At 59.7% G+C, this 26,316-nt stretch carries 23 protein-coding genes; 20 read left to right on the plus strand and 3 right to left on the minus strand.

Annotated features, from left to right (window positions below):
- Positions 1-163: 163 nt before the first annotated feature.
- From GH784_RS04720 to GH784_RS04785, 14 genes are all read left to right on the plus strand, one after another.
- Entirely contained in the window at positions 164-871 is a 708-nt protein-coding gene (locus GH784_RS04720) for a phosphoribosyltransferase (protein ID WP_035252713.1), read from the plus strand.
- 205 nt (positions 872-1,076) lie between these two features.
- On the plus strand, positions 1,077-2,132 hold the full coding sequence (locus GH784_RS04725) for a dipeptidase (RefSeq protein ID WP_003518101.1): 1,056 nt from the start codon (positions 1,077-1,079) through the stop codon (positions 2,130-2,132).
- 50 nt (positions 2,133-2,182) lie between these two features.
- On the plus strand, positions 2,183-3,823 hold the full coding sequence (locus tag GH784_RS04730; protein WP_003518100.1) for an ABC transporter substrate-binding protein: 1,641 nt from the start codon (positions 2,183-2,185) through the stop codon (positions 3,821-3,823).
- Positions 3,824-3,841: 18 nt separating this feature from the next.
- A complete protein-coding gene (locus GH784_RS04735) occupies positions 3,842-4,909 on the plus strand; it encodes an ABC transporter permease (protein WP_003518099.1) in 1,068 nt (355 codons plus the stop codon).
- The gene (nikC, locus tag GH784_RS04740; protein WP_003518097.1) at positions 4,906-5,838 is read left to right on the plus strand and encodes a nickel transporter permease; all 933 of its coding nucleotides are present in this window, start codon (positions 4,906-4,908) and stop codon (positions 5,836-5,838) included. Before GH784_RS04735 ends, nikC begins: the two co-directional genes overlap by 4 nt.
- Positions 5,835-6,671, plus strand: coding sequence for an ABC transporter ATP-binding protein (locus GH784_RS04745; RefSeq protein ID WP_003518096.1), 837 nt, complete (start codon positions 5,835-5,837; stop codon positions 6,669-6,671). Before nikC ends, GH784_RS04745 begins: the two co-directional genes overlap by 4 nt.
- Positions 6,668-7,417: an ABC transporter ATP-binding protein gene (locus tag GH784_RS04750; protein WP_003518095.1), complete on the plus strand. Its 750-nt coding sequence runs from the start codon at positions 6,668-6,670 to the stop codon at positions 7,415-7,417. The genes GH784_RS04745 and GH784_RS04750 overlap by 4 nt, the downstream gene beginning before the upstream one ends.
- 67 nt (positions 7,418-7,484) lie before the next feature.
- Positions 7,485-8,387, plus strand: coding sequence for a LysR family transcriptional regulator (locus tag GH784_RS04755; protein ID WP_013762298.1), 903 nt, complete (start codon positions 7,485-7,487; stop codon positions 8,385-8,387).
- 186 nt (positions 8,388-8,573) lie between these two features.
- Positions 8,574-10,109 carry an ABC transporter substrate-binding protein gene (locus tag GH784_RS04760; protein WP_003518093.1) on the plus strand — a complete coding sequence of 512 codons (1,536 nt, stop codon included), beginning with the start codon at positions 8,574-8,576 and terminating at the stop codon, positions 10,107-10,109.
- A gap of 229 nt (positions 10,110-10,338) precedes the next feature.
- Positions 10,339-11,289: an ABC transporter permease gene (locus GH784_RS04765; RefSeq protein ID WP_003518092.1), complete on the plus strand. Its 951-nt coding sequence runs from the start codon at positions 10,339-10,341 to the stop codon at positions 11,287-11,289.
- Positions 11,286-12,107 carry an ABC transporter permease gene (locus tag GH784_RS04770; RefSeq protein WP_013762300.1) on the plus strand — a complete coding sequence of 274 codons (822 nt, stop codon included), beginning with the start codon at positions 11,286-11,288 and terminating at the stop codon, positions 12,105-12,107. The genes GH784_RS04765 and GH784_RS04770 overlap by 4 nt, the downstream gene beginning before the upstream one ends.
- A gap of 53 nt (positions 12,108-12,160) precedes the next feature.
- Complete coding sequence (locus GH784_RS04775) at positions 12,161-13,558, plus strand: amidase (protein ID WP_065658495.1); 1,398 nt, start codon at positions 12,161-12,163, stop codon at positions 13,556-13,558.
- 95 nt (positions 13,559-13,653) lie between these two features.
- The gene (locus tag GH784_RS04780; protein ID WP_019566944.1) at positions 13,654-14,220 is read left to right on the plus strand and encodes a DJ-1/PfpI family protein; all 567 of its coding nucleotides are present in this window, start codon (positions 13,654-13,656) and stop codon (positions 14,218-14,220) included.
- 71 nt (positions 14,221-14,291) lie between these two features.
- A complete protein-coding gene (locus GH784_RS04785) occupies positions 14,292-14,642 on the plus strand; it encodes a ribbon-helix-helix domain-containing protein (RefSeq protein WP_003518088.1) in 351 nt (116 codons plus the stop codon).
- 36 nt (positions 14,643-14,678) lie between these two features.
- On the opposite strand, the gene GH784_RS04790 is transcribed toward GH784_RS04785, so the two are convergent.
- The 3 genes from GH784_RS04790 to GH784_RS04800 all read right to left on the minus strand — a co-directional run bounded on the left by GH784_RS04790 (position 14,679) and on the right by GH784_RS04800 (position 18,388).
- Positions 14,679-15,599 (minus strand): ABC transporter permease, encoded by a 921-nt coding sequence (locus tag GH784_RS04790; RefSeq protein WP_013762302.1) that lies wholly within the window; start codon positions 15,597-15,599, stop codon positions 14,679-14,681.
- Positions 15,592-16,602, minus strand: coding sequence for an ABC transporter permease (locus GH784_RS04795; RefSeq protein WP_065705823.1), 1,011 nt, complete (start codon positions 16,600-16,602; stop codon positions 15,592-15,594). The genes GH784_RS04790 and GH784_RS04795 overlap by 8 nt, the downstream gene beginning before the upstream one ends.
- A gap of 76 nt (positions 16,603-16,678) precedes the next feature.
- Complete coding sequence (locus tag GH784_RS04800) at positions 16,679-18,388, minus strand: peptide ABC transporter substrate-binding protein (protein WP_003518085.1); 1,710 nt, start codon at positions 18,386-18,388, stop codon at positions 16,679-16,681.
- A gap of 305 nt (positions 18,389-18,693) precedes the next feature.
- Here GH784_RS04800 and GH784_RS04805 point away from each other — a divergent pair, with 305 nt between their 5' ends.
- From GH784_RS04805 to GH784_RS04830, 6 genes are all read left to right on the plus strand, one after another.
- A complete protein-coding gene (locus tag GH784_RS04805; protein ID WP_003518084.1) occupies positions 18,694-19,857 on the plus strand; it encodes a M20 aminoacylase family protein in 1,164 nt (387 codons plus the stop codon).
- 48 nt (positions 19,858-19,905) lie between these two features.
- A complete protein-coding gene (locus tag GH784_RS04810; RefSeq protein WP_065705826.1) occupies positions 19,906-21,756 on the plus strand; it encodes an ABC transporter ATP-binding protein in 1,851 nt (616 codons plus the stop codon).
- 261 nt (positions 21,757-22,017) lie between these two features.
- Positions 22,018-22,971, plus strand: a complete 954-nt coding sequence (locus GH784_RS04815; protein WP_003518080.1) for a sugar-binding transcriptional regulator — start codon at positions 22,018-22,020, stop codon at positions 22,969-22,971.
- Positions 22,972-23,114: 143 nt separating this feature from the next.
- Positions 23,115-24,428 (plus strand): ABC transporter substrate-binding protein, encoded by a 1,314-nt coding sequence (locus GH784_RS04820; RefSeq protein WP_013762306.1) that lies wholly within the window; start codon positions 23,115-23,117, stop codon positions 24,426-24,428.
- 172 nt (positions 24,429-24,600) lie between these two features.
- The gene (locus tag GH784_RS04825; protein ID WP_013761441.1) at positions 24,601-25,473 is read left to right on the plus strand and encodes a carbohydrate ABC transporter permease; all 873 of its coding nucleotides are present in this window, start codon (positions 24,601-24,603) and stop codon (positions 25,471-25,473) included.
- Positions 25,474-25,485: 12 nt separating this feature from the next.
- Complete coding sequence (locus GH784_RS04830; RefSeq protein ID WP_003510506.1) at positions 25,486-26,310, plus strand: carbohydrate ABC transporter permease; 825 nt, start codon at positions 25,486-25,488, stop codon at positions 26,308-26,310.
- The last annotated feature ends 6 nt before the right edge of the window (positions 26,311-26,316 follow it).

Raw genomic sequence — 26,316 nt, forward strand, 5'->3', positions numbered from 1 at the left:
GCTTGTCCGAATGCCTGTTGCTTTGTTTCCTTCTAGCTGAAAAACCCAATGAAATGAACCCGCCGCATGCCTGCGGTTGTCGAAATGCCTGATATGCCGAACGGGGATGGCGCGGATGAAAATCACTTCCGCTTTTGCCGTCCCGCTTCTGAAAGGAAAACCGATGCCGCAATCCGCATCGCCCGCCGCATCATCCCCCGCCGCGCCGCATGAGTTCTGGCAGGATGTTCTTCCGCCCCGTTCATTCGATACGACAGGCCCGCATTCGGCTTTCTTTCCGGCGGAGCTGGATGACGGGCGGCAGATCTGCCTGCCGATCCGGCCCTTGGCGGATGGCGAACATGCGCTCGCCTCGCTCATCGTCAATCAGGCCTCTTTTGACGTGCTGGAAGTGCTGGCCGCCGACCTGGCGGAAAAGCTTCGCCCCCTCAAGCCAGATGTCGTGATCGGCCTGCCGACTCTGGGGCTCACGCTTGCCGCAGCCGTTGCCCGTCACCTCGGCCATTCACGATATGTGCCGCTCGGCACTTCGCGCAAATTCTGGTATCTGGAGGAATTGTCGGTGCCGATGTCCTCCATCACCACCAAGCAGGAAAAACGGCTTTACATCGATCCGCGCATGTTGCCACTCATCGAGGGCAGGCGGGTGGCGCTGGTGGACGATGTCATCTCCAGCGGCAGTTCCATCATTTCAGGTCTTTCGCTTCTCGCCTCATCCGGCATCAAGCCGGTGGCAATCGGCGCTGCCATGCTGCAATCGGATCGCTGGGTGCAAAAAATCGCTGCTTTCGGGCCGGAATGGCCGGAGCGGGTGAGGGGTGTTTTCGCGACGCCGCTGCTGAAAAAAGCCGTAGGCGGCTGGCAGGCTTGACGTTGCGCAATTCCCGGCAAAAGGCAAGTGGTGATAATTTCATCGTTGCCTAATTTGCGTCTTGCGGAGCCGTGAGAGATCGTCCTAAGATCGTTTCTGACAGACTATAGCAGTCGGCGAAAAATGCGCCGGTTTGCTCTCGCGCGGTGTTATTCCGGCGTCTGCCCGCCCCCTTTGGTTTTGCCGCTTACTGGAATTTCTTGACATGCATGCAGTGTTCGACGGTCATAATGATGTGCTGCTTCGGTTGTGGCGCAACAGCAAGGCCGGTGGCGATCCGGTGGCTGAATTCAAGAACGGTACCCGCGAAGGCCATATCGACGGTCCGCGTGCACGTGCAGGCGGTCTCGGCGGCGGCATCTGCGCCATCTACATTCCCTCCGGCGATCTGGTCCTGCAGGAGCCGGACGCGCAGGGTCATTACGATACACCGCTTGCGGCGCCGCTCGAACGCCAGCCCTCGCTCGATATTGCGATGGAAAAGGCTGCGATCGCGCTCAGGCTTGACCGTGCCGGCGCCTGGCGCCTTTGCCGCTCGACGGCCGATATCCGCAAGGCCTTTGCCGAGGATATTTTCGCGGCCGTGCTGCACATGGAAGGCTGTGAGGCGATCGGTGCCGATCTCGATGCGCTTGAGGTTTTTTATGCCGCCGGCCTGCGTTCGCTCGGTCCGGTCTGGAGCCGGCACAATATTTTCGGTCACGGCGTTCCCTTCTCCTATCCAATGTCGCCCGATACCGCGCCCGGCCTTACCGATGCCGGTTTTGCGCTGGTCAAGGAGTGCAACCGGCTCGGCATTCTCATCGATCTCGCCCACATCACCGAAAAGGGCTTCTGGGATGTGGCGAAGACCACGAACCAGCCTTTGATCGCCAGCCATTCCAACGCACATGCGCTCACCCCCGTCGCCCGCAATCTTACTGACCGGCAGATGGATGCCATCAAGGAGAGCGGCGGTCTGGTGGGTCTCAACTACGCGGTCACCATGTTGCGGGCGGATGCGCGCGACATTGCCGACACGCCGCTTTCCGACATGGTGCGCCACATCGACTACATGGTGGAGCGTATGGGCGTCGATTGCGTGGCGCTCGGATCGGATTTCGACGGCGCGACGGTACCCGTTGGCGTTGCCGATGCCAGCGGCAACCACAATCTGGTTGCGGCGCTGAAATCGGCGGGCTACGGTGATGGAGAACTTGCTAAAATATGCCGGGAAAACTGGCTGCGCGTCCTATCCCAGGCCTGGCACGAGCCGGCCTGAAGGCAAATAAAAGCGAACTAAATCAATCTCATAACAAAAGGGGAGATCCTATGATCAAATCGCTCAACAAGTCCATGCGTATCCTCAGCACCAGCGCTGCTCTGTCGCTGATGATGCTGTCTGCGCCGCACGCTTTTGCCGCCACGCCGGCCGATACGCTGGTTGAAGGTTTCGCCATCGACGACATCATCACGCTCGATCCGGGTGAGGCATTCGAGCTTTCGGCAGCTGAAGTTACTGGCAACACCTACAGCAAGCTGGTTTCCATCGATCTCAACGACACCTCCAAGGTGATCGGCGATCTGGCCGAGAGCTGGACGACCTCTGAAGACGGTCTCACCTATACCTTCAAGCTGAAGACCGGCCTGAAATTCGCCTCCGGCAATCCGGTGACGGCAGATGATGTTGCCTTTTCCTTTGAACGTGCCATCAAGCTCGACAAGTCGCCAGCATTCCTTCTGACGCAGTTCGGTCTCAAGGGCGACAACGTCACTGAGAAGGCGAAAGCGACGGATGCCAACACCTTCGTACTGACGGTCGACAAGCCCTACGCACCGAGCTTCGTGCTGAACGTTCTGACCGCGACCGTTGCCGCAGTTGTCGACAAGAAGCTGGTGACCGAAAAGGCCAAGCCCGTCACGCCGAGCGCCGATTACAAATACGACACCGATTTCGGCAATGCGTTCCTGAAAACAGGTTATGCCGGTTCCGGCCCCTACAAGATCCTTGGCTGGAAGGCCAACGAAGCCGTCATTCTGGAGGCCAACCCCAACTATTACGGTGAGAAGCCGAAGTTGAAGCGCGTGGTCTATCGTCACATGAAGGAAAGCTCCGGCCAGCGCCTGGCGCTTGAAAACGGTGATATCGACGTTGCCCGCAACCTCGAGCCGGGTGATATGGAAGCCGTTTCCAAGAAGGAAGGCCTTGCCGTCACCTCCGCGCCCAAGGGCACCGTTTATTACTTCAGCCTCAACCAGAAGAACGAGAACCTGAAGAAGCCTGAGGTCGTTGAGGCCTTTAAATATCTCGTCGACTACGACGCGATCGGCGCGACGATCATCAAGGGCATCGGCGAAATCCACCAGACCTTCCTGCCAAAGGGCCAGCTCGGCGCGCTTGACGAGAACCCATACAAGCTCGACGTCGCCAAGGCCAAGGAACTGCTGGCGAAGGCTGGTCTGAAGGACGGCTTCACCGTGACCATGGATGTGCGCAACACGCAGCCGGTGACCGGCATTGCCGAAAGCGTACAGCAGACGCTGGCGCAGGCTGGCATCAAGCTGGAAATCATTCCCGGCGACGGCAAGCAGACGCTTACCAAGTATCGCGCCCGCACGCACGATATCTACATCGGCCAGTGGGGTTCGGACTATTTCGACCCGAACTCGAATGCCGAGACCTTCACGATCAACTACGACAACTCCGAAGAAGGCAAGAACAAGACGCTTGCCTGGCGTAACGCCTGGGACGTTCCGGAGTTGACGAAGGAAACGCAGTCGGCACTTCTGGAAAAGGATAATGCCAAGCGCGCCGCCATCTATCAGAACCTCCAGAAGGAAGTTCTCGAAAAAGGCCCGTTCGTCATCATCTTCCAGCAGACGGAAGTGGCGGGATACTCCGCGAAGCTCAAGGGCCTGAAGCTCGGACCGAGCTTCGACACCAACTATGTCTATACGATCTCCAAGGAATGATCCGGAAGGATCGGTCTCTTGAGCATCGTTGAAGCAAATAGCCGGGCGAGGCAGGGCAAACGCCGTGCCAACGCCCGCGCGAAGGCCATTCTCGGCTTCGCCGTCACCGTCATCACCACCTTTCTGGGGCTGATGGCGGTCACATTTTTCATTGGCCGCGTTGTGCCGATCGATCCCGCACTGGCGATCGTCGGCGACCGCGCGCCTGCGCATGTGGTCGAGCGCGTGCGTGAGCAGCTCGGCCTCAACCTGCCGCTCTGGCAGCAGTTCTTCATCTATCTGAAGCAGGCGCTGTCGGGTGATTTCGGCATCTCAGTCCTCACCACCAACCCGGTGATGGAGGATATCAAGCGGGTTTTCCCGGCAACCATAGAGCTTGCCACGCTCGGCACCATCATCGGCGCCGTTTTTGGCATTCCGCTCGGCGTGCTTGCCGCGGTCAAGCGCGGCAGCTTTGCCGACCAGGTCGTGCGCGTCATCGGCCTTATCGGCTATTCCGTGCCGATTTTCTGGCTTGGCCTCCTGGCGCTGCTGGTGTTTTACGCCCGGTTGCAATGGGTCGCCTATCCCGGCCGGATGGATATCGTCTACGAATTCACCTTTACGCCGGTCACGGGTTTCTTCCTGATCGACGCGATCTGGCAACGGCAATGGGACGTATTGTGGGATCTGTTCCGCCACATCATCCTGCCCGCCTCGCTGCTCGGCTATTTTTCGCTGGCCTATATCAGCCGCATGACGCGTTCGTTCATGCTGAATGAGCTCGCCCAGGAATATATCGTTGCGGCGCGCGCCAAGGGGCTTTCTGAAACGCGCATCATCTGGTTTCACGCTCTGCGCAACGCCGCCGTGCCGCTGGTGACCGTGATTGCGCTATCTTACGCCGGTCTGCTGGAGGGTTCGGTGCTGACCGAAACCATCTTCGCGTGGCCGGGGCTCGGCCTCTACATCACCAATTCCCTGCAGAATGCGGATATGAATGCCGTTCTTGGCGGCACGATCGTGATCGGCGCCATCTTCGTCGGCATCAATCTCTTCTCCGATCTGCTTTACCGGACGCTCGACCCAAGGACGCGCAGCCGATGACGATTTCGACCGATACACTCAAACCCTACAGCCGCGAATGGCTGCTCTCCGACCGGCCTGCCTCGCGCAGGCAGGCACGGCTAGGCCGTGCCTATGTCATCTGGCGGCGCTTTTCGGAAAACCGGCTGGCGCTGCTTGGCCTCGGCATCATCATTGCGCTGCTGCTTGTCGCACTGTTCGCCAATGTGCTTGCACCACACGATCCGGTGCAGGGCGATCTGCGCAATGCCCGGCTTCTGCCTCCGGGGACAGAAGGTTACCTGCTCGGCACTGACGATCAGGGGCGTGATATTCTCTCGCGCCTCATCCACGGTTCGCGGCTGACCCTGTTCGTCGTGCTTCTGGTGGCCATCATCGCCGCACCCATCGGACTCATCGTCGGCACCGTTTCGGGTTATGCCGGCGGCTGGGTGGATGCCGTTCTGATGCGCATCACCGATATCTTTCTGGCCTTTCCGAAGCTGGTTCTGGCGCTTGCGCTGGTGGCCGCACTTGGACCGGGCATTGAAAACGCGGTGCTCGCCATCGCGGTCACCTCATGGCCGCCTTATGCGCGCATCGCGCGCGCCGAAACCATGACCTTCCGCAATTCCGATTTCATCGCGGCGGTCAAGCTCATGGGCGCGTCGCCGTTCCGCATCGTTCTGAAACACGTCATGCCGCTTTGCATGTCGTCGCTCATCGTGCGTGTCACGCTCGATATGGCGGGCATCATCCTCACAGCAGCCGGTCTCGGCTTCCTTGGCCTCGGTGCACAGCCGCCGCTGCCGGAATGGGGCGCGATGATTGCTTCCGGACGCCGCTTCATTCTCGATCAATGGTGGGTTGCCGCCATGCCGGGTATTGCGATCCTGATCGTCAGCCTCGGTTTCAACCTTCTGGGCGATGGCCTGCGCGATGCGCTGGACCCCAAGGAGGCGAACCAATGAGCGCGCCGCTTCTGACCGTCGAGAACCTGCGCGTTTCCTTCCCCACCCGCACCGGGCTGGTGGAGGCGGTGCGTGGCGTCTCGTTCACGCTGGGACGCGAACGCCTTGGCATCGTCGGCGAGTCCGGCTCCGGCAAATCGCAGACCGGCCGCGCCATTATGGGGCTGACCCCGAAAAGTGCGCGCATCGAGGCCGATGTGTTGCGCTTCGGAGATGTCGATCTTCTCGGTGCTTCGGCAAAGGAGCGGCGGCTCATGCGCGGCAAGCGCCTGGCCATGATCCTGCAGGACCCGAAATATTCGTTGAACCCGGTCATGCCCATCGGCCGCCAGATCATGGAAACGCTGCGTACCCATGAAAGCATCGGTTCCGGCGAGGCGCGCCAACGCACGCTCGCCATGCTGGAGGCGGTGCAGATCCGCGATCCCGAGCGCGTGTTCGATCTTTACCCGCACGAGGTTTCCGGCGGAATGGGCCAACGCGTCATGATTGCCATGATGCTGGTATGCGGCCCGGAACTTCTGATCGCCGATGAGCCGACTTCCGCGCTCGACGTGACGGTCCAGCTCGAAGTGCTCGATATTCTCGACAAGCTGGTTCGCGACCGCGGCATGGGGCTGATTTTCGTCAGCCACGATCTGAGGCTGGTGTCGTCTTTCTGCGACCGCGTTCTCGTCATGTATGCGGGCAAGGTCGTTGAGGAGCTGTCTTCTGCCAATCTTAAAGAGGCGAAGCATCCCTATACGCAGGGTCTTTTGAACTGCCTGCCGGAAATTGGCGGCCACCGGCATCCGCTGCCGGTTCTGGAACGCAAGGCGGAGTGGCGCGCATGAGCACGGTTCTTTCTATCAAAGACATGGTGGTCGATTTCGACGGATATATCGCGCTCGACAGCGTCAGCATCGATGTGGCCGAGGGTGAGTCCTTCGGTATCGTCGGCGAGTCCGGTTCCGGCAAGTCGACGCTGCTTCGGGCGATTGCCGGCCTCAACCATTTCGACGAAGGCTCGTTGATGGTGGCCGGTCGCTCCTATTCGAGCAAGCACCGCGACAAGAGCTTCTATAGCGATGTGCAGATGGTGTTTCAGGACCCTTACGGTTCCCTGCACCCCCGCCAGACAGTGGATGCGCTGCTGCTGGAACCACTCGTCATCCATGGTCTCGACAATCGCGAGCATCGGATCGCGCGCGCGCTTGATGAGGTGGGTCTCGGCACCGGTTTCCGCTTCCGCTATTCGCACCAGCTTTCCGGCGGTCAGCGGCAGCGTATCGCCATTGCCCGCGCGCTGATCGTCGAGCCGAAGATTCTGCTACTGGATGAGCCGACCTCGGCGCTCGACGCGTCCATCCAGGCGGAAATCCTCAATCTGCTGGAACAGGCCCGCAAGGACCGCAACCTCACCTTCGTTATGGTCAGCCACGATCTCGGCGTCATCAGCCACATGTGCGATCGCCTTGCGGTGATGAAAAGCGGCAAGGTGGTGGAAATGCTGGAGGCGGAAGCGCTGGAAAGCCGCGAGTTTACTGCGGATTATACCAGGCAGCTGCTGGTGGCGAGCGAGGGCTTCAAGCGCGCTTGAGCTGCCGCTATAGTCGGGTCAAGCCCGGCATGACGGACAGTGTCGGCCAAAACAGGGTATCCCGACCATGCAATTGCGCGCATTGATGTATTTCGACGAACTTGTCCGCACCAATTCCATGCGCGCCGCTGCCGAAAACCTGAATGTCGCGCCGACGGCAGTCAGCCGCCAGATCGAGAACCTCGAATATTATTTTGGCTCGCCTTTGGTGGAGCGTTCCAGCCGGGGCGTGAAGCTGACGGCGGCGGGGGAATTGCTGGCTGCCCGCGCCGGCAAGACGCTGCGCGAACTCGATCATGTGCACCAGCTGATCGATGACCTGAAGGGGCTTCAGCGCGGCCGGGTCACCGTTTATGCCAATGGCGCGACGGTTGCGAACCTTCTGGCGCCGGTGCTGGCGCAGTTCAGCCTCAAATATCCGCAGTTGCGCTTCGAGGTGCACATCACCAGCGCGCGCCAGGCGATGGAAGCACTGGGTGCAGCCGAAGCGGATCTGGTCGTCAGCCTTTTTGCGCCCAAGGTCTCCGGCGTGAAAGTGCGCTCGCGCACCCGTATCAGTTACGATGCTATCTTTCCGACCGGCCATGCGCTTGCCGCGCAGGCGGAAGTCTCGCTGAAGGAACTGGCCAGCCTGCCGCTTGCCCTGCCGGACAAGAGTTTCGCGGCGCGTCAGGCCTTCGATACGCTGTTTGCCGATGCCGGTATCGAGCTTGATCCCGTCTTTATCACCAGTTCGCTGGAAATGCTGAAGGAACTTGTTCTGGGCCATGCGGCGGCCACGCTGTTGCCTGCCTTGTCGGTAGCGCGTGAAATCCGCAGCGGCCAGATGGTTGCTGTTCCGCTTTCCGGCAAGAAGGGCATCCACACCCAGATCGATCTCTGCGTGGCGCCCGACCGGCAACTATCCTTCGCCGCCTCCAAGCTTGCCGATTTCATCGAGCGTTTCATGCGCGAGGCGACAGCGGGGTAGGGGAATTCGTCAGCCTGGAGAATTGTCCATCCCGGTTGATTTCCATCCGTATTTCCGTGTAGCCATTTCAGCTACACGGAGCACACAAAAATCACGATTGTGTGTGCGCCTGCAACATGACACTCTTTTTGCAACGGGCGGTCTTCGAAAGGCAAAAATGCCTCGGCCGCCAGACAGGGGACAATGATGCCACGCACTTATTTTTCGCAGCCGCTGAAAGTTACGCGGCGCGCCGCGCTTGCGCTTGCACTGGGGACGGCGCTCTGGATGCCGCTTTCGATGACGGACGCCGCGGCCGCGCCAAAGACCGCCTTGACGCTGGGCATGACAGTGGAGCCGACGGGTCTCGACCCGACAATTGCGGCACCCGTCGCCATCGGTCAGGTCAGCTGGCAGAACATATTCGAAGGTCTCGTCACCATCGACCACGACGGCAAGGTGAAACCGCAGCTTGCCGAAAGCTGGGAAATTTCAGCCGATGGCAAGACCTATACGTTCAAGCTGCGCCAGGGTGTTACTTTCCACGACGGCGAGGCCTTCGATTCCTCTGTTGCGAAATTTTCGCTCGACAGGGCGCGCGGTGAAACGTCGGTAAACCCACAAAAACGCTTCTTCACCGCCATCGAGAGCATAGAAACGCCGGATGCCGCGACGCTGGTACTGAAGCTGAAGCAGCCGGCGGGCAGCCTGATCTACTGGCTCGGCTGGCCGGCCTCCGTCATGGTTGCGCCGAAGAGCGCTGACAATAACCGTACCACGCCCATCGGCACCGGCCCGTTCAAGTTCGCAAACTGGGCCAAGGGCGACAAGGTGGAATTGGAGAAGAACGCGGCCTATTGGGACAAGGCGGTGGCGGTGAAACTTGAAAAGGCCACCTTCCGCTTCGTTTCCGATCCGCAGGCGCAGGCAGCGGCACTGAAATCCGGCGATATCGATGCCTTCCCGGAATTCGGCGCGCCGGAACTGATGACGTCCTTCGACGGCGATGCGCGTCTCGGTACCTTCGTCGGCAATACGGAACTCAAGGTCGTGGCTGGCATGAACAATGCCCGCAAACCCTTCAACGACAAGCGCGTGCGCCAGGCGCTGATGATGGCGGTGGACCGCGGCACGGTGATTGAAGGCGCATGGTCGGGTTACGGCACGGCCATCGGCAGCCACTACACGCCGAACGATCGCGGTTACATCGATACGACCGGTGTTCATTCTTACGATATAGACAAGGCAAAGGCGCTTCTTGCCGAAGCGGGTTACCCCGACGGTTTCAGCTTCACGATCAAGGCCCCGCAAATGGCCTATGCCCAGCGGACCTCGCAAATCCTCCAGGCGATGTTGGCCGAAATCGGTGTCACCATGACCATCGAGACCACGGAATTTCCGGCAAAATGGGTGGCGGATGTTTTGAAGGGCGCGGATTACGACATGACCATCGTCGCCCACGCTGAGCCGATGGATATCGATATCTACTCCCGTGATCCCTATTATTTCAACTATAAGAACCCTGCCTTCAACGAGGTCATCGCCAATGTCGAAAAGACGGCGGATGCGGCCGAGCAGGAAAAGCTTTACGGCGAAGCCCAGAAAATCCTCGCCGAAGATGTGCCGGCGCTGTTCTTGTTCGTGATGCCGAAACTCGGCGTCTGGGACAAGAAGTTGAAGGGGTTGTGGGAAAACGAACCCATTCCGTCCAATGTGCTGACGGATGTGCATTGGGAAGAGTGACGTTTGTTGTGAACGGCGAGGCGCATTCCTACCCACCACCTCATTCCCGTGCCTGTCACAGAAATCCAGCCAGCCCAAGTCGTTGGGCTGAAAGGAAACTTTCCGCCGCGCAGGCACGCTTCGGCTGGATCCCAGTGACAAGCACAGGGGTGAGGGAAGAGTGTGCGGGGATGACAATAAATCCATCCGCCACATCCCGAAACGAAACAACGCAAGGAAAGAATGCCAGATGTTAGCCGTTCTCGTCCGGCGCCTTGCAAGCCTCATCGTCACGCTGTTTGCGGTGTCGCTCATCATCTACATCATCATGGGGCTGTTGCCGGGTGATCCGGCGGCCATCATGCTCGGTACGTCGGCGAGCCCGGATACGCTTCTCGCGCTGCAAAAGCAGATGGGTCTCGATCAGCCCTTGCCATTGCGTTACATCCACTGGCTTGCAGGCGTATTCCGGGGTGATCTCGGACAATCCTACACCTACGGCGTGCCGGTAGCGGGGCTTATTGTCGAGCGGCTTGCCGTCACCCTGCCGCTTGCGCTGCTCGCGGTCTGCCTATCGGTCGCCATCGCCATTCCGCTCGGCGTCGCGGCAGCGAGAAGCCGAAACGGGCCGGTGGATTTCGCAGCCGGGCTGTTTTCCCATGTCGGCATTGCCGTTCCCGGTTTCTGGGTTGGGCTGCTGCTCATCATCGTCTTTTCCACCACGCTCGGCTGGATGCCATCAGGCGGTTTTCCCGGCTGGCGTCCGAGTTTTTCTGCCGGATTTATCGCGCTTGTGCTTCCAGCCATTGCACTTGCGCTGTCGCAGGCAGGCGTCCTCACCCGCGTCTGCCGCTCGGCAGTACTTGAGGTAATGAACGAGGATTTCGTGCGCACCGCCCGCGCCAAGGGGCTGAGCGAGCGGGTAGCGCTGTGGCGACATGCGGTGCCGAACGCCATGATCCCCGTTGTCACCATGATCGGCCTGCAATTCACCTTCCTGATTGCCGGGGCAGTGCTGGTGGAGAATGTCTTCAACCTGCCGGGCCTCGGGCGGCTTGCCTATCAGGCGTTGACCCAGCGGGATATCGTCGTCATGCAGTCCGTCGTGCTGTTCTTCTCGGCGCTTGTCATCGTCATGAATTTTCTGGTCGATATCGCCTATCTCTTTATCGATCCAAGACTGCGGGCAGGTGCACGATGATGCGACTGATCCGCCGCCGCCCCGCTTTCGTCCTTGGCATCGCCGTCACTCTCTTTCTTGTCGCGGTTGCCCTGCTTTCGCTGGTCTGGACGCCGGTTTCTCCGACGAAGATACAGATTGCCCAGAAGCTGAAATCGCCCTTTGCCTATGGCGGGCTTGGCACCGACCATTTTGGCCGCGATGTGCTGTCCATGCTGATGGCGGGGGCATGGAATTCGCTCTCCACCTCCATCGCCGCCGTTGCGATCGGCGCGCTCATTGGCACGGCGCTTGGCGTATCGGTCGCGGCACTGCGCGGTTTCACTGAAACCCTGGTGATGCGCGCCTGCGATATCATCTTCGCCGTACCGCCGATTTTGTCGGCCATGATGCTCGGCGCGTTCATCGGTACGGGGCGGTTCACCGCCATCATCGCCATTGCCACCTTCATGGTGCCGGTCTTTGCGCGGCTGACGCTGGGTGCGGCCTTGCAGATATGGTCGCGGGAATATGTCACCGCCGCCACCAGCATCGGCCAGAACCGCGCCAAGATCACGCTGTTTCATATCGTGCCGAATATTTCCAACCAGATCATCGTGCAGGTGACCATCCAGCTCGGCCTTGCCATCCTCACCGAAGCGGGACTCTCATTCCTCGGTCTCGGCATGCCTCCGCCGGCCGCCACCTGGGGGCGGATGCTGGCCGATGCGCAGACCTATCTAGGTGCTGCACCCTGGCTTGCCATCATGCCCGGCCTTGCCATTGCGCTCGCGGTCTTCGGCCTCAATCTGCTTGGCGATGGCCTGCGCGACCTGCTGGACCCACGCGATACCAGCTGACCGCTTCAAGCCGATATCGCCCATATTATCTGTTTTCTGACGAGACGAAGCTTATGACCGATCTCATACACCTCAACACGCTCGAAATCCTGGCGCTTTACGGGCAAAAGAAGCTGTCGCCATCGGAATATTGGCAGGCGGTAGAGGCCCGTATCGACGCATTCGAGCCCACGGTGAACGCGCTTTACGCCTATGATCCCGAGGATGCCCGCAAGCAGGCGCTGGCCTCGACGATGCGCTGGCAAAAAGGTGAAACGCTCGGGGCCCTCGATGGGATTCCGGTGTCGCTGAAGGAACTGATCGCCACCAAAGGCCAGCCAGTTCCGCTTGGCACCAAAGCGGTGGAACTGGTGCCGGCTCTGGAAGACGCGCCAGTTGCGGCCCGCTGCCGCGAGGACGGCGCCATCATTTACGCCAAAACCACCTGCCCGGATTACGGCATGTTGTCATCGGGTCTTTCCAGTTTCCACAAGCTCAGCCGCAACCCGTGGGACCCGACACAGAACCCCGGCGGCTCCAGTGCCGGTGCGGCTTCTGCCGGTGCTGCGGGTTACGGCACGCTGCATATCGGTACGGATATTGGCGGCTCGGTGCGGCTACCGGCGGGGTGGACGGGGCTGTTCGGCTTCAAGCCCAGCCAGGGCCGCATACCCGTCGATCCCTATTATACAGGCCGCTGCGCCGGGCCGATGACCCGCACCGTCGTTGACGCCGCCTATGCCATGGCCACGCTTTCCCGCCCGGACTGGCGTGACGGCACCGCGCTGCCGCCCAACGATATCAACTGGATGGACCTCGATATCGACGTAAAGGGCCTGAGGATCGGCCTGATGCTGGATGCCGGCTGCGGCTTGGCTCTGGACGATGAGGTGCGGGATGCTGTTTTGGCGTCCGCAAAGCTGTTCGAAGATGCAGGTGCCATCGTGGTCCCGGTCGAGCCGGTGCTGTCTCGGGACATGCTGGATGGGCTGGATGATTTCTGGCGGGCGAAATTCTGGGGCGATATGGCGGCGCTGAGTGACGAACGACGCGCGGCGATCCTTCCCTATATTCACGAATGGGCGCAGAAGGGCGCTGATGTTTCCGGCGCGCGTGCCGTTTTCGGTTTCAACCAGACCATGGAAATGCGCAAAGCCTGCGGGCGGTTGATGCAGTCAGTTGATGTGGTGATTTCACCCGTCAATCCCGTCGTCTCCTATCCGGCCGACTGGGCCTCGCCCACCAACGACCCCGAGCGACCCTTCGAACATATCGCCTTCACCGTCCCTTGGAACATGTCGGAACAGCCGGCATCCTCGATCAATTGCGGCTTCTCGAAATCCGGGATGCCCATCGGCTTGCAGATCGTCGGCCCGCGTTACGCGGATCTGCTCGTTCTCAAGCTTTCCAACGCCTTCGAGGATTGGGGCGGCGGTGTTCGTCGCTGGCCGGAGCCGCCCAAAGCGCGCTGATCCCGTCTTTATCGGCCCTGTAGTATAGCCATAATACCCGCTTCTCCACCCCTCCTGTTACGGTGCCCCGGGCATTCGAAATGGGAGGAGCAAGCATGCCGAAGAAGATTTTGATGATCACCGGCGATTTCGCCGAGGACTACGAGACCATGGTGCCGTTCCAGACGCTGCTTGCGGTTGGTCACACGGTGCATGCCGTCTGCCCCGGCAAGAAGGCTGGCCAGACGATCGCGACCGCGATCCATGATTTCGAGGGCGACCAGACCTATTCAGAAAAACGCGGCCATAATTTCGCGCTCAACGCAACTTTTGCCGATATCATGGTCGCGGATTACGACGCGCTGGTCATTCCGGGTGGTCGCGCGCCGGAATATCTGCGGCTGAATGCGGATGTGCTTGCCGCCGTGAAGCATTTCTTCGAGGCTGACAAGCCGGTCGCGGCTGTCTGCCACGGTGCCCAATTGCTGGCGGCTGCGGGTGTCCTCAAGGGCCGCACCTGCTCGGCCTATCCGGCCTGCCGCCCCGAGGTGGAACTGGCGGGCGGTACCTATGCCGATATCGCCATCGATGCGGCGGTTACCGACGGCAAGCTGGTGACGGCGCCCGCATGGCCGGCGCATCCGGCATGGCTTTCGCAATTCATGGTGGTGCTCGGCAGATAAGGCCGGCGGAATGGGGCTTTTACCGGTCCCGTTTCCCGTCTATCTTCTGCAGCTTGCTGAGGGAGGACACCATGTGCAAGCTTTTCATCAAGGCAGACCCGACGCTTTGGGAAAGCCATACCCGGTCTTTGCGGATCGATGGCATGGTCACCAGCGTCAGACTTGAAAACTTCTTCTGGACGACTCTGGACGAGATTTCACGCCGCGATGGCATGAACAGCGCGCAGCTCATTGCCAAGCTTTATAATGAATCGATCGATGCCGGGCATGATCTCGGCAACTTCACCTCGTTTTTACGAGTCTGCTGCGGGCGTTATCTGGCCTTGCAGCTTTCCGGCGATATTCCGGCGCGCAGCGACATTCCGATTGCTGCGCTGGATGCAGACAGCATTCTCGACGCGGAAAAGATGAATTATCACTGAGATAAAGGGAAGGGCGCAGCCACCGCGCCCTTCGCCTCAGCTCTTAAGCGCCCTTGGATCAAGCGCATCACGCACGGCGTCGCCGATGTAGTTGACGCTCAGAACCGTCAGCGAGATTGCCAGTCCAGGCCACAGCACGCGCGAGGGCGTCAGCTGCAGGAAGTTAGCGCCATCGAACAACAGCCGTCCCCAGGTCGGAAAGTCGGACGGAAAACCGAGGCCGAGGAAGGACAGCGCCGATTCCGTGATGATGGCCGAGGCGATGCCGAGCGTGGCTGAGACCATGATCGAACTCAACACATTCGGCAGGATATGGCGCAGGATAATGCGGTATTCGCGCATGCCGCTCGATTTCGCCGCCATGATAAACTCCTGGCTTTTGATCGTCAGCACGTCGCCGCGCACGATGCGTGCGGTATGCATCCAGCTGGTTACCCCGATCACGAAGACGATGAGGATGAAGATACCGGTTTCCGGCCCGAAAGCGGCACGCAGCGTATCGCGGAACAGCATGAGAATGACGAGCAGCAGTGGCAGCAGCGGCAGGGCCAGAAAAAGGTCCGTCAGCCGCATAAGCGGCCCGTCAAGTCTTCGGAAATAGCCTGACAGCACCCCCACCAGCGTGCCGAGAAACAGCGCCAGCAGCATGGCGGTGATGCCGACGGCAAGCGAGATGCGCCCGCCCGCCAGCACCTGCGCCAGCATGTCCTTGCCCAGATTGTCGGTGCCGAAGGGATGCGCCAGCGACGGCCACTGGTTGCGTTCCTTCACATTGATGGCATTGGGCGCGACAGTGTGGATATAGGGGCCGACATAGACCGCAAGCAAAATAAAGATGAAAACGAACAGGCCTGCCACGCCGCCCTTGTGGACCCGGAACTGTTTCCAGATATCGGCAAGTGCCGATTGCACAGGCGTGGCGGCGACGGCTGGTGCTGCGAGGGTGGCGTCAGTCATAGCGGATCCTCGGGTCGAGAATGCCGTAAAGCACGTCGGCAATCAGGTTGAAGAGCACGATAAGCACCGCGAAAATGAAGGTCAGCGTCTGCACCAGCGGAATATCCGCACCCTGAACGGCGGTGATCAGCAATTGGCCAAGCCCGTTCACACGGAAAATCTGTTCGGTAATGATGGCGCCGGAAAAGATCGTCGGCACGCCGAGTGCGATGACGGTGACGACGGGTATAAGGCTGTTGCGCAGGACGTGAACGAGCAGAACGGATTTTTCCTTCACGCCCTTGGCACGCGCGGTGCGTACATAGTCCTGATGGAGATTGTCCAGCATCGAGGCGCGCACGAAACGGCTGATCTGCGAGACGTTGTAAAGGGTCAGCACCAGAACCGGCATGAACATCTGTTTGATCTGTGCCACGAGGCTTCCCCAGTCAGTCACCTGCAGATTGGTGTCGTAGACGGAAGGGAACCATTGCAGATAGGAGCTGAAGATGACGACCAGCAGCACGCCGGTGAAGAAGGTGGGAACCGAATAACCCACCATCGAGACGAAGGTGCCGATCTGATCGAAGATCGAATATTGCTTGTAGGCGGAAATGACGCCGATCGGGATCGCCAGAAGCGCGCCGAAGAGATAGGCAAGGCCGACGACCCAAAGCGTTTGCGGCATGCGCTGGATGACGAGATCGACCACCGGGCTGCGCGTTGCCCAGGACAGCACACGCATGCGGCTGCCGTCGCCGATCTGCCAGCCTGTCAGCTTCTCGAACAGGTTCAGCGGTTCATTGATGAAGAATTGCTGCAGCCACAGCATGTAACGGATGAAGAAGGGCTGGTCGAGACCGAGCGAGGCGCGGATCTGCTCGCGCACTTCGGGCGGAATGGTCAGCGGCAGGTCGCCGGTCGGATCATTCGGCGCCAGATCGAGCAGGGCGAAGATGACGAAGCTGATGATGAGCAACGTCGGTACGGCAAAGGCAAGCCGCCGGAGCGTAAAGGTAAACATCGGAAAGTCTCCAGACCGTCAGGGTCTCGCAAAATGAGCGCGGTCCCCCCGTCAGGGGCGACCGCGCATTTGCGGGTTACTTTTTGCGGGACCAATCCGCGACGTTCCAGAGTTCCGAATCCCAGGCGTTCATGCGAACGCCTTCGAGTGTCAGCGAATGCGAGGAGACGCTGCCGCGATGGATGAGCGGAATATGCGCGCCTTCTTCGGTCAGCATATCGTTCAGCTGCTTGGAAATCTCACCGCGCTTGGCAGGGTCTGCGGTCTTGGAGAGTTCGCCCACCAGCTTGTCGAATTCCGGGTTGCAATAACGCGGAATGTTCTGGCCCTGCCAGCCGTTAGCCGGAGCCGGGATCTTGTCGCATAGCCATTCCGCCAGATATTTTTCCGGGTCTGTACCGTCGAAATTGTTGGTGTACATTTCAACATCGGCGAAAAATTTCTGGAAGGTGTCGGGGCTTGCCGGATCGCCGCCGAAGAAGACGGAGGCGCTGACATTGCGCAGTTCGGAAGCAACGCCAATCTGCGACCACATGTCCTTCACCAGTTCCTGCGTGGCCTGGCGAACGGAGTTTGTGGAGGTCTGGTAGAGGAAGGACAGTTTCACACCGTTCTTGGCGCGGATGCCATCGGCGCCCTTTACCCAGCCCGCATCGTCCAGCAGCTTGTTTGCGCCTTCCAGATCCTGTTTCAGGCACCAGCTGTCATTCTTGGTCGAAGCGACGGCTTCCGGGGCCGGCACGATATTGCAGGTCGGCTTGCCTGCCTCGCCATAACCTGCCTCATCGATAATATCGCGGTCGATTGCAAGCGAGAGCGCGCGGCGCACGGCCGGGTCGGAAAGGGCCGGATGCGGGCCGCCTTCCTTGGTGGAGCGCTTGTCACCCAGCGCAGGATCGGCGTTGTACCAGTTGAGATTGATACGCTCGACCTGCGTGCCGAAGGCAGTTTCCAGCTTGCCCTTGCCGGCAGCTACCATGGTGGCCAGAATTTCCGGCTCCACCTGCATGTTCCAGGCGTAGTCGAATTCGCCGGTTTCAAGAACGGCGCGTGCAGCGGAAGCTGCATCGCCGCCGCCCTTCAGGGTAGCCGTGGCGAAGGCGGGCTTGGCCGGATCGCGATAATTGGGGTTGGCCACGAAGCTGATGACGTCGTTCGGCTTGAAATCCTTGACCACGAAGGGGCCGGTGCCGATGGGGCCGAAATTGGCGGATGTGCAGCCGGGAGCCGCAGCGCCGACGCATTTTTCAAACTGTTTCTTCTGGATGACAGGCGATTGTGCGCCAACAAATGCGGAGTAGGGGTAGGGCTTCGGTTCGTTGAAGCTGATCTTGATGGTGTGGGCGTCGATCGCCTCGACGTTCTTCACGCCTTCATATTGTGCCGCCTGCGCGCAGCCGCCGTCCGGTGCGATGCAATATTTCCAGGTGAAGATGACGTCGTCAGCGGTAAAGGGCGTGCCATCAGACCATTTGACGTCGCTCTTCAGTTTCCACGTCATGCTGAGCAGATCTTTCGCGATGCCGCCATTGTCGACCGTCGGAATTTCGCTCACCAGCATCGGCACCAGCTCGCCTTTTTCGTCGTAGCGCGCCAGCGGCTCGATCACCATGGACGAGCTGTAGACTTCCTTCGTGCCAGCGGAAAGATATGGGTTGAGTGTCGATACAGCCTGCCAGAAAAGGATTTTCAGTTCGCCGTCACTGCCACGCTCGGCATGGGCGGCAGAGCCTGCCATGGCCAAGGCCGCCACCGTGCTGGCAAAGAGAACGCTGCGCTTCTTCATTGTGATTTTCCCCTTTGAAGATTTTATCTGTTTGAATGTTTGACGCTTTTCCTCAACGTCATTTGCAAGTCTTTTGTTTTAAGTGTTTGACTTTGCTAACGAATATTCTTCCGTTCCTAATGATGCTATTGTCAGTTTTTTTGAAATGCAAGCCCCAAACTCTGATTGATGAACAAAATTTGAGCCGATTGGCTTCGGGCCTATTTTTCACTCATCTAGCGAAATTCATACTTGCAAAAGCAGAAATTCCAAACGCAATATGGTTCCCGACAACCCGGCGGGGAACAAAAAAAGGAAAAATGGGAATGCCGATATTGAACCGTGTGGCCGAGATGCAGGAAGAAGTAGCCGGTTGGAGGCGCCACCTGCACGAGACGCCGGAGCTGCTCTACGACGTCTTCGAAACCTCGAAATTCGTGGCGGAGAAACTCAAATCCTTCGGATGCGATATCGTCGAAACCGGCATTGGCAAGACCGGCGTGGTGGGCATCATCAAGGGGCGGCACGGGGACGGCCCGACCATCGGTTTCCGCTCCGACATGGATGCGCTGCCGATCCTCGAAACCAGCGGCAAGCCCTGGGCTTCCAAGGTTCCGGGCAAGGCCCATTCCTGCGGCCATGACGGGCACACAGCCATGCTTTTGGGCGCGGCGCAATATCTGGCCGAGACCCGTAATTTCAAAGGGTCCGTGGCCGTCATCTTCCAGCCGGCTGAAGAGGGTGGCGCAGGGGCACTTGCCATGCTGAACGACGGCATGATGGAGAAATTCGGCATTTCTCAGGTCTATGGCATGCATAACGAGCCGGGCATTCCGGTCGGCAATTTCGCCATCCGCAAGGGTTCGACGATGGCGGCGGCGGATAGTTTCGAGATCGTCATTACCGGCAAGGGCAGCCATGCGGCGGCCCCCCATCTTTCCGTCGATCCGGTGCTGACCTCGGCCTATATCATCATCGCCCTGCAATCCATCGTCTCGCGGGAAACGGACCCGTTGAAATCGCTGGTCGTCACCGTCGCCACTACCCACGGCGGCACAGCGGGCAATGTCATTCCCGGTTCGGTGACGCTGACCGGCACGGTGCGCACCCTGCTGCCGGAAACCCGCGATTTCGCCGAAAAACGGCTGAAGGAAGTGGCGACAGCCACCGCCATGGCGCATGGCGCGACGGCGGAGGTGAGATACGATCGCGGTTATCCCGTTACTTTTAACCACAATGACGAAACCGAATTCGCAACCAGCGTGGCGGCAGGCGTGGCGGGCGCAAACGCCGTCAACACCAATCCCAACCCGCATATGGGCGCGGAAGATTTTTCCTACATGCTGGAAGCACGCCCCGGCGCCTTCATCTTCATCGGTAACGGCGACACGGCCGGGCTGCACAATGCCGCCTATGACTTCAACGACGAGGCCCTGCCTTACGGCATCAGCTACTGGGTCTCGATGGCCGAAACCGCGCTTGCTGCGTAAGACATCCGGCGGCCTTCATGGCCGCCTTTCGCTTTTCAGGAGATCGGCATGCTTTTGGCGGCAACATCCATGGAACAGACCGGCGGTTCGGTAAGTCCGGTTCTTTCGGTTCAAAATCTGACCACGTCCTTCCGCGTTGATGGCGGCTGGAAATCGGTGGTCCGCAATATGAGTTTCGACATTGCGCCCCGCGAGACGGTGGCGATCGTTGGCGAAAGCGGCTCGGGCAAAAGCGTGACGTCGCTGTCGATCATGCGGCTTCTCGATAAGAAAACGAGCCGCATCGAGGGTAAGGTCATGCTCGGCGGGCGCGATTTGCTGGCACTTCCGGAAGAGGAGATGCGCAAGGTTCGCGGCAAGGACATTTCGATGATCTTCCAGGAGCCGATGACCAGCCTCAATCCGATCTTCCCGATCGGCAAGCAGATCGCCGAAGCGCTGACCGTGCACCAGGATATTTCCTCATCTGCTGCCAAGGCCGAGGTTGTCAGGCTTCTGGAAAAAGTCCGCATTCCCAATGCGAAGAACCGTTTCGACGACTATCCGCACCAGTTTTCCGGCGGCATGCGCCAGCGCGTGATGATTGCCATGGCGCTTGCCTCCAAGCCGAAGCTCCTGATTGCAGACGAGCCGACGACGGCGCTCGACGTGACCATTCAGGGCCAGATTCTCGACCTTATCAAGCAATTGCAGGAAGAGGAGGGCATGTCGGTCCTGTTCATCACCCATGATATGGGCGTGGTGGCGGAAGTGGCTGACCGCACCATCGTCATGTTCCGCGGCGACGTGGTGGAAACCGGCACAACGGACGATATCTTCCATCGCGGGAACCATCCCTATACGCGCGCCCTGCTTTCGGCGGTGCCGAAGCTCGGTTCGATGAAAGAGCGGGTACTGCCCGCCCGTTTTCCGATCATCGATATCAAGACCGGCGAAAGCCAACCGGTCGAAGAGGTCAGGAACACGGTTTCCGGTGGTCGCACGCCCATTCTTTCGGTCCGGGACCTGACGACCCGCTTCGATATCCGCTCCGGTCTTCTCGGTCGCAAGTCCGGTGCCGTGCATGCGGTGGAGAAGGTCTCCTTCGATCTGGCTGAGGGCGAGACACTATCGCTGGTCGGTGAATCCGGCTGCGGCAAGTCCACCACGGGGCGGTCGATCACCCGGCTGATCGAACCGACCTCCGGTAACGTGACGCTCGACGGTTACGAGGTGATGAAACTCGACAAGACGACGTTGCGCACCATGCGCCGCAGCGTGCAGATGATCTTTCAGGACCCCTTCGCCAGTCTCGATCCGCGCATGAGCATCGGGACGGCGATCATGGAGCCCTTCATCGAACACCGGCTTGGACCGAAGGCGCAGGCGCGTGAAAAGGCGGCGGACCTGATGGAGAAGGTTGGCCTCAGCCCGGATATGATGCGGCGCTTCCCGCATGAGTTTTCCGGCGGCCAGCGCCAGCGCATCGCCATTGCCCGTTCGCTGATGCTTGACCCCAAGGTCATCGTTGCCGATGAAGCGGTGTCGGCGCTTGATGTCTCCATCAAGGCGCAGGTCTGTAACCTGCTGCTCGATCTGCAACAGAGCCTCAACCTCGCCTTCCTGTTCATTTCCCACGATATGGCTGTGGTGGAGCGTGTCAGCCATCGTGTCGCGGTGATGTATCTCGGCGAGATCGTCGAAATCGGCCCACGCGCCGCCGTCTTCGATAATCCGCAGCACCCCTATACGCAAAAGCTGATGTCCGCCGTTCCGGTGCCGGATCCGGCCCGGCGCCAGATCAGGCGCAACATGGCAACGGACGAGATCAAAAGCCCGATCCGTCCTGTGAACTATGTTCCGCCGCAACGCCATTACCGCGAGGTTTCGGCAGGGCATCTGGTGCAGGAAGCGGCTTGATATAGAGGAAACTGCGCAGGGATAGGTGCCTCTGTGTTCACGACGTCATCCTCGGTCTTGTGCCGAGGATCTGCCAATGTCTCGTAAATCGGTGCATTGCAGATGCTCGGGACAGGCCCGAGCATGACGGAGGAAATGTTTTGCATCTTCTTTAGAGGTGCCCGGTGCCGCCAAACGCTTCGCTCAGTCGCTGCGCCGTTTGACAGGCGGCCTGAAAAAATGCCAGCAAATGCTCGAGCATAATTCTTAGAGGGCGGCGGCATGGCCAGACGGAACGACGCACATGGACGGCTGGATGATGCGGCGCGTGCTGGCTGGCTTTATTATGTCGCGGGCCGCACGCAGGACGAGATCGCCGCTGCCATGGGCATATCCCGGCAATCGGCGCAGCGTCTGGTATCGCTGGCCGTCGCCGAGCGGTTGATCAAGGTCCGGCTCGATCATCCCATCGCCGCCTGTCTCGAAAAGGCGGAGCGGCTGAAGCAGAAATTCGACCTTAGATATATCGAGGTGGTGCCGAGCGATCCCGCTGGCGTTTCCTCCACGGTCGGCATTGCCGAGGCCGGCGCGGCGGAAATCGAGCGCTGGCTGAAAAATGCCGATCCCATCGTGCTTGCCATCGGCACCGGCCGTACGCTGAAGGCGGCTGTGGACCAACTGCCGCCGATGGAATGTCCGCAGCACCGCATCGTGTCACTGACAGGCAATATCGGGCCGGATGGATCGGCCGCCTATTACAACGTCATCTTCAGTATGGCCGATGCCATCAAGGCGCGGCATTTCCCGATGCCGCTGCCGGTTCTCTGCTCGTCTGCGGAAGAGCGGGAACTGCTGCACGACCAGTCCATGGTGCGCTCCACGCTGGCGCTGGGTGCAGCCGCCAATGTCACCTTCGTCGGCGTCGGCGAACTGGGAGAAAATGCACCGCTCTGCGTTGATGGTTTTCTCGGTGTCGACGAGATGAAGGCCCTGATGGCAAGCGGTGCGATCGGCGAAATCTGCGGCTGGATGTATGATGCCAACGGCCGCATTCTCGACCATTCCGTCAACGAGCGCGTCGCCTCCGTTCCCATTCCGTCCAGAGAGACCTGCACGGTCATCGGTATGGCGCAGGGCGCGCGCAAGAATGCCTCGATTCTCGCGGCACTGAGGGGTGGTCTTTTGAACGGCCTCATCACCGACGAAGCGACAAGTGAATATTTGCTCACACACTGAGCAAAAATTAATCCATTAAAATCAATTACTTGATTTTTCCATGTGCGCCGCAGCACAGGATGTTGCTTGACTTTTTTTGGCTGCGGGTGAGTAAATGCCCCAGAGCAAAGCGAATGCTCATAAATTTCTTCTGGGAGGAAGATATGACATTGAAGACCATTTTGCTGGGCGCATGCTCGGCACTCGCCTTTTCGACCCTTGCTTCCGCCGAAACGCTGACCATCGCCACCGTCAACAACGGCGACATGATCCGCATGCAGGGTCTGACCTCCGACTTCACCACCAAGAACCCCGACATCAAGGTGGAATGGGTCACGCTTGAAGAAAACGTCCTGCGCGAGCGCGTGACGACCGATATCGCCACCAATGGCGGTCAGTACGACATCATGACCATCGGCAACTATGAAGTGCCGATCTGGGCCAAGCAGGGCTGGCTGCTGCCGCTCGAAAAGCTTGGCGACAAATACGACGTGGATGATATTCTGCCGGCGATCCGTGGTGGTCTTTCCAGCGAAGGCAAGCTTTATGCGGCGCCGTTCTACGGCGAATCCGCCATGATCATGTATCGCAAGGACCTGTTTGAAAAAGCCGGCCTGAAGATGCCTGAAAACCCGACCTGGGAATTCATCGGTGACGCTGCCCGCAAGATTACCGATCGCAAGACGGATATCAACGGCATGTGCCTGCGCGGCAAGGCTGGCTGGGGCGAGAACATGGCCTTCATCAGCGCGCTCACCAACTCCTTTGGCGGCCGCTGGTTCGATGAGAACTGGAAGCCGCAGTTCGATCAGCCGGAATGGAAGAGTGCTCTTCAGTTCTACGTCGATCTGATGAAGGATGCCGGTCCGTCGGGTGCTTCCTCCAACGGCTTCAACGAAAACCTGACGCTGTTCCAGCAGGGCAAATGCGGCATGTGGATCGACGCCACGGTGGCTGCTTCCTTCGTTTCAAACCCGAAGGATTCGACCGTTGCCGACAAGGTCGGTTATGCGCTCTTCCCGACGCATGGCGAGCTGAAGAACCACGGCAACTGGTTGTGGTCATGGAACCTTGCTATCCCGAAGAGCTCGCAGAAGGCGGATGCAGCCGAGAAGTTCATCTCCTGGGCAACCAGCAAGGAATATACCCAACTCGTCGCTGCCAAGGAAGGCTGGGCAAACGTGCCTCCGGGTACCCGCACCTCGCTTTACAAGAATGCTGACTATGAAAAAGCAGCCGCCTTCGCCAAGCCGACGCTTGCTGCGATGGATGCCGCCGACATCACCAAGCCCACCGTAAAGCCCGTGCCTTACACCGGCGGTCAGTTCGTGGCGATCCCTGAATTCCAGGCGCTCGGCACCACGGTCGGTCAGCTGTTCTCGGCGGTCGTTGCCGGCCAGTCCAGTGTCGACGATGCGCTTGCCAGCGCCCAGTCGACAGCGACGCGTGAAATGACCCGCGCCGGTTACATCAAGTAATCCTCCTGAAGATCGCTGTCCGGCGCCAATGCCGGGCAGCGGACCTTGGGGGCGCAAGCCGCGAGCTGCGCGGCGGCCTTTAAGCCTTTCAAATCAAAACTGGAATGAGCCGGTTCTTCCGGATATGCCGGGGGCATTTCGTGATGCCCGAGCCCATGGGGAGGTTAGTGCAATGGCAACACGAAACACGAGCGGTCTGGCGCGGGTTATGCTTGCGCCTTCGGTGCTGCTTTTGCTGGTGTGGATGATCGTGCCCCTGGCGATGACGCTGTGGTTTTCGTTCCAGAACTACAATCTGCTCAACCCTGCCAATGTCAGCTTTGCGGGCCTGTTCAATTACCAGTATTTCTATACCGATCCGGCCTTCTTCCAGTCGATCTTCAACACGCTTGCCATCGTCGGCGGCGTGCTTCTGATCACCGTCATCGGCGGTATTGCGATTGCGCTTCTGCTTGACCAGGACATCTTCGGTCAGGGCATCGTGCGCATCATGATCATCTCGCCCTTCTTCGTCATGCCGCCTGTTGCGGCGCTGGTGTGGAAGAACATGATCATGCATCCCGGTTACGGCGTGCTTGCCGATCTGTCGCGCTTCTTCGGCCTGCAGCCGGTCGACTGGTTCGCGCAGTTTCCGCTGCTCTCCATCATCATCATCGTCGCCTGGCAATGGCTGCCCTTTGCCACGCTGATCCTGCTCACCGCCCTGCAGTCGCTCGATGGCGAGCAGAAGGAAGCGGCCGAGATGGATGGCGCCAACTTCATCAACCGCTTCATCTACCTGACGCTGCCGCATCTTGCCCGCGCCATCACCGTCGTCATCCTCATCCAGACGATCTTCCTGCTCGGCGTTTACGCGGAAATCCTCGTCACCACCAATGGCGGCCCCGGCTACGCCTCGACCAACCTTGCCTTCCTCATCTATCGCACGGCGCTTCTGGGCTACGACGTCGGCGGCGCATCGGCCGGTGGCATCATCGCCGTCGTGCTCGCCAATATCGTCGCCATCTTCCTGATGCGCGCCGTCGGCAAGAACCTCGACCGTTAAGGAGAAGCGATCATGGCCCGCAAGACAACGACACGCGCAAAGATCGGCTTCACCATCGCGGCATGGGCCGTGGCGCTTTTGCTGTTCTTCCCGATCCTTTACGCCTTCCTCACCTCGATCAAGACCGAGCCGGAGGCGATCGCAGGCTTCAGCCTCATTCCCTCGGGCACGCTCGAAAACTACATCACCGTGCAGACCCAGCGCGATTACTTCAAGCCGTTCATGAACTCGGTCGTGCTGTCGCTCGGCTCGACGATCATCGCGCTCATGATCGCCATTCCCGCCGCCTGGGCCATGGCATTCTCGCCGACCAAACGCACCAAGGACATTTTGATGTGGATGCTCTCCACCAAGATGATGCCGGGGGTGGCGGTGCTGGTGCCGATCTACCTGATCTTCCGCAATGCCGGCCTGCTCGATACCCGCATTGGGCTGACCGTCATGCTCACCTTCATCAACCTGCCGATCGTGGTGTGGATGCTTTATACCTACTTCCGCGAAATCCCCGGCGAGATCCTGGAAGCAGCCCGCATGGATGGTGCCTCGCTCTGGAACGAGATCGTGCATGTACTGACACCAATGGCGGTTCCGGGCATTGCCTCGACGCTGCTCCTGAACGTCATTCTTGCCTGGAACGAATCCTTCTGGACCATCCGGCTGACGACCACCAATGCGGCACCGCTGACGGCCTTCATCGCCTCCTTCTCCTCACCGCAGGGGCTGTTCTGGGCCAAGCTCTCGGCCGCCTCGATGATGGCGATCGCCCCCATTCTCGTCATCGGCTGGTTCTCGCAGAAACAACTCGTGCGTGGCCTCACCTTTGGCGCCGTGAAATAAGGAACG

Origin of the sequence: Agrobacterium tumefaciens, from assembly GCF_009649785.1 — a bacterium.
GTDB classification, from domain to species: Bacteria; Pseudomonadota; Alphaproteobacteria; order Rhizobiales; family Rhizobiaceae; genus Agrobacterium; species Agrobacterium tumefaciens.

What these genes read in the sequence shown, in the direction of transcription:
- GH784_RS04720 (WP_035252713.1), top strand. Translation starts at nt 164, where the DNA reads ATGCCGCAATCCGCATCGCCCGCCGCATCATCCCCCGCCGCGCCGCAT.
- GH784_RS04725 (WP_003518101.1), top strand. Translation starts at nt 1,077, where the DNA reads ATGCATGCAGTGTTCGACGGTCATAATGATGTGCTGCTTCGGTTGTGG.
- GH784_RS04730 (WP_003518100.1), top strand. Translation starts at nt 2,183, where the DNA reads ATGATCAAATCGCTCAACAAGTCCATGCGTATCCTCAGCACCAGCGCT.
- nikC (WP_003518097.1), top strand. Translation starts at nt 4,906, where the DNA reads ATGACGATTTCGACCGATACACTCAAACCCTACAGCCGCGAATGGCTG.
- GH784_RS04745 (WP_003518096.1), top strand. Translation starts at nt 5,835, where the DNA reads ATGAGCGCGCCGCTTCTGACCGTCGAGAACCTGCGCGTTTCCTTCCCC.
- GH784_RS04750 (WP_003518095.1), top strand. Translation starts at nt 6,668, where the DNA reads ATGAGCACGGTTCTTTCTATCAAAGACATGGTGGTCGATTTCGACGGA.
- GH784_RS04755 (WP_013762298.1), top strand. Translation starts at nt 7,485, where the DNA reads ATGCAATTGCGCGCATTGATGTATTTCGACGAACTTGTCCGCACCAAT.
- GH784_RS04760 (WP_003518093.1), top strand. Translation starts at nt 8,574, where the DNA reads ATGCCACGCACTTATTTTTCGCAGCCGCTGAAAGTTACGCGGCGCGCC.
- GH784_RS04765 (WP_003518092.1), top strand. Translation starts at nt 10,339, where the DNA reads ATGTTAGCCGTTCTCGTCCGGCGCCTTGCAAGCCTCATCGTCACGCTG.
- GH784_RS04770 (WP_013762300.1), top strand. Translation starts at nt 11,286, where the DNA reads ATGATGCGACTGATCCGCCGCCGCCCCGCTTTCGTCCTTGGCATCGCC.
- GH784_RS04775 (WP_065658495.1), top strand. Translation starts at nt 12,161, where the DNA reads ATGACCGATCTCATACACCTCAACACGCTCGAAATCCTGGCGCTTTAC.
- GH784_RS04780 (WP_019566944.1), top strand. Translation starts at nt 13,654, where the DNA reads ATGCCGAAGAAGATTTTGATGATCACCGGCGATTTCGCCGAGGACTAC.
- GH784_RS04785 (WP_003518088.1), top strand. Translation starts at nt 14,292, where the DNA reads ATGTGCAAGCTTTTCATCAAGGCAGACCCGACGCTTTGGGAAAGCCAT.
- GH784_RS04790 (WP_013762302.1), bottom strand. Translation starts at nt 15,599, where the DNA reads ATGACTGACGCCACCCTCGCAGCACCAGCCGTCGCCGCCACGCCTGTG.
- GH784_RS04795 (WP_065705823.1), bottom strand. Translation starts at nt 16,602, where the DNA reads ATGTTTACCTTTACGCTCCGGCGGCTTGCCTTTGCCGTACCGACGTTG.
- GH784_RS04800 (WP_003518085.1), bottom strand. Translation starts at nt 18,388, where the DNA reads ATGAAGAAGCGCAGCGTTCTCTTTGCCAGCACGGTGGCGGCCTTGGCC.
- GH784_RS04805 (WP_003518084.1), top strand. Translation starts at nt 18,694, where the DNA reads ATGCCGATATTGAACCGTGTGGCCGAGATGCAGGAAGAAGTAGCCGGT.
- GH784_RS04810 (WP_065705826.1), top strand. Translation starts at nt 19,906, where the DNA reads ATGCTTTTGGCGGCAACATCCATGGAACAGACCGGCGGTTCGGTAAGT.
- GH784_RS04815 (WP_003518080.1), top strand. Translation starts at nt 22,018, where the DNA reads ATGGCCAGACGGAACGACGCACATGGACGGCTGGATGATGCGGCGCGT.
- GH784_RS04820 (WP_013762306.1), top strand. Translation starts at nt 23,115, where the DNA reads ATGACATTGAAGACCATTTTGCTGGGCGCATGCTCGGCACTCGCCTTT.
- GH784_RS04825 (WP_013761441.1), top strand. Translation starts at nt 24,601, where the DNA reads ATGGCAACACGAAACACGAGCGGTCTGGCGCGGGTTATGCTTGCGCCT.
- GH784_RS04830 (WP_003510506.1), top strand. Translation starts at nt 25,486, where the DNA reads ATGGCCCGCAAGACAACGACACGCGCAAAGATCGGCTTCACCATCGCG.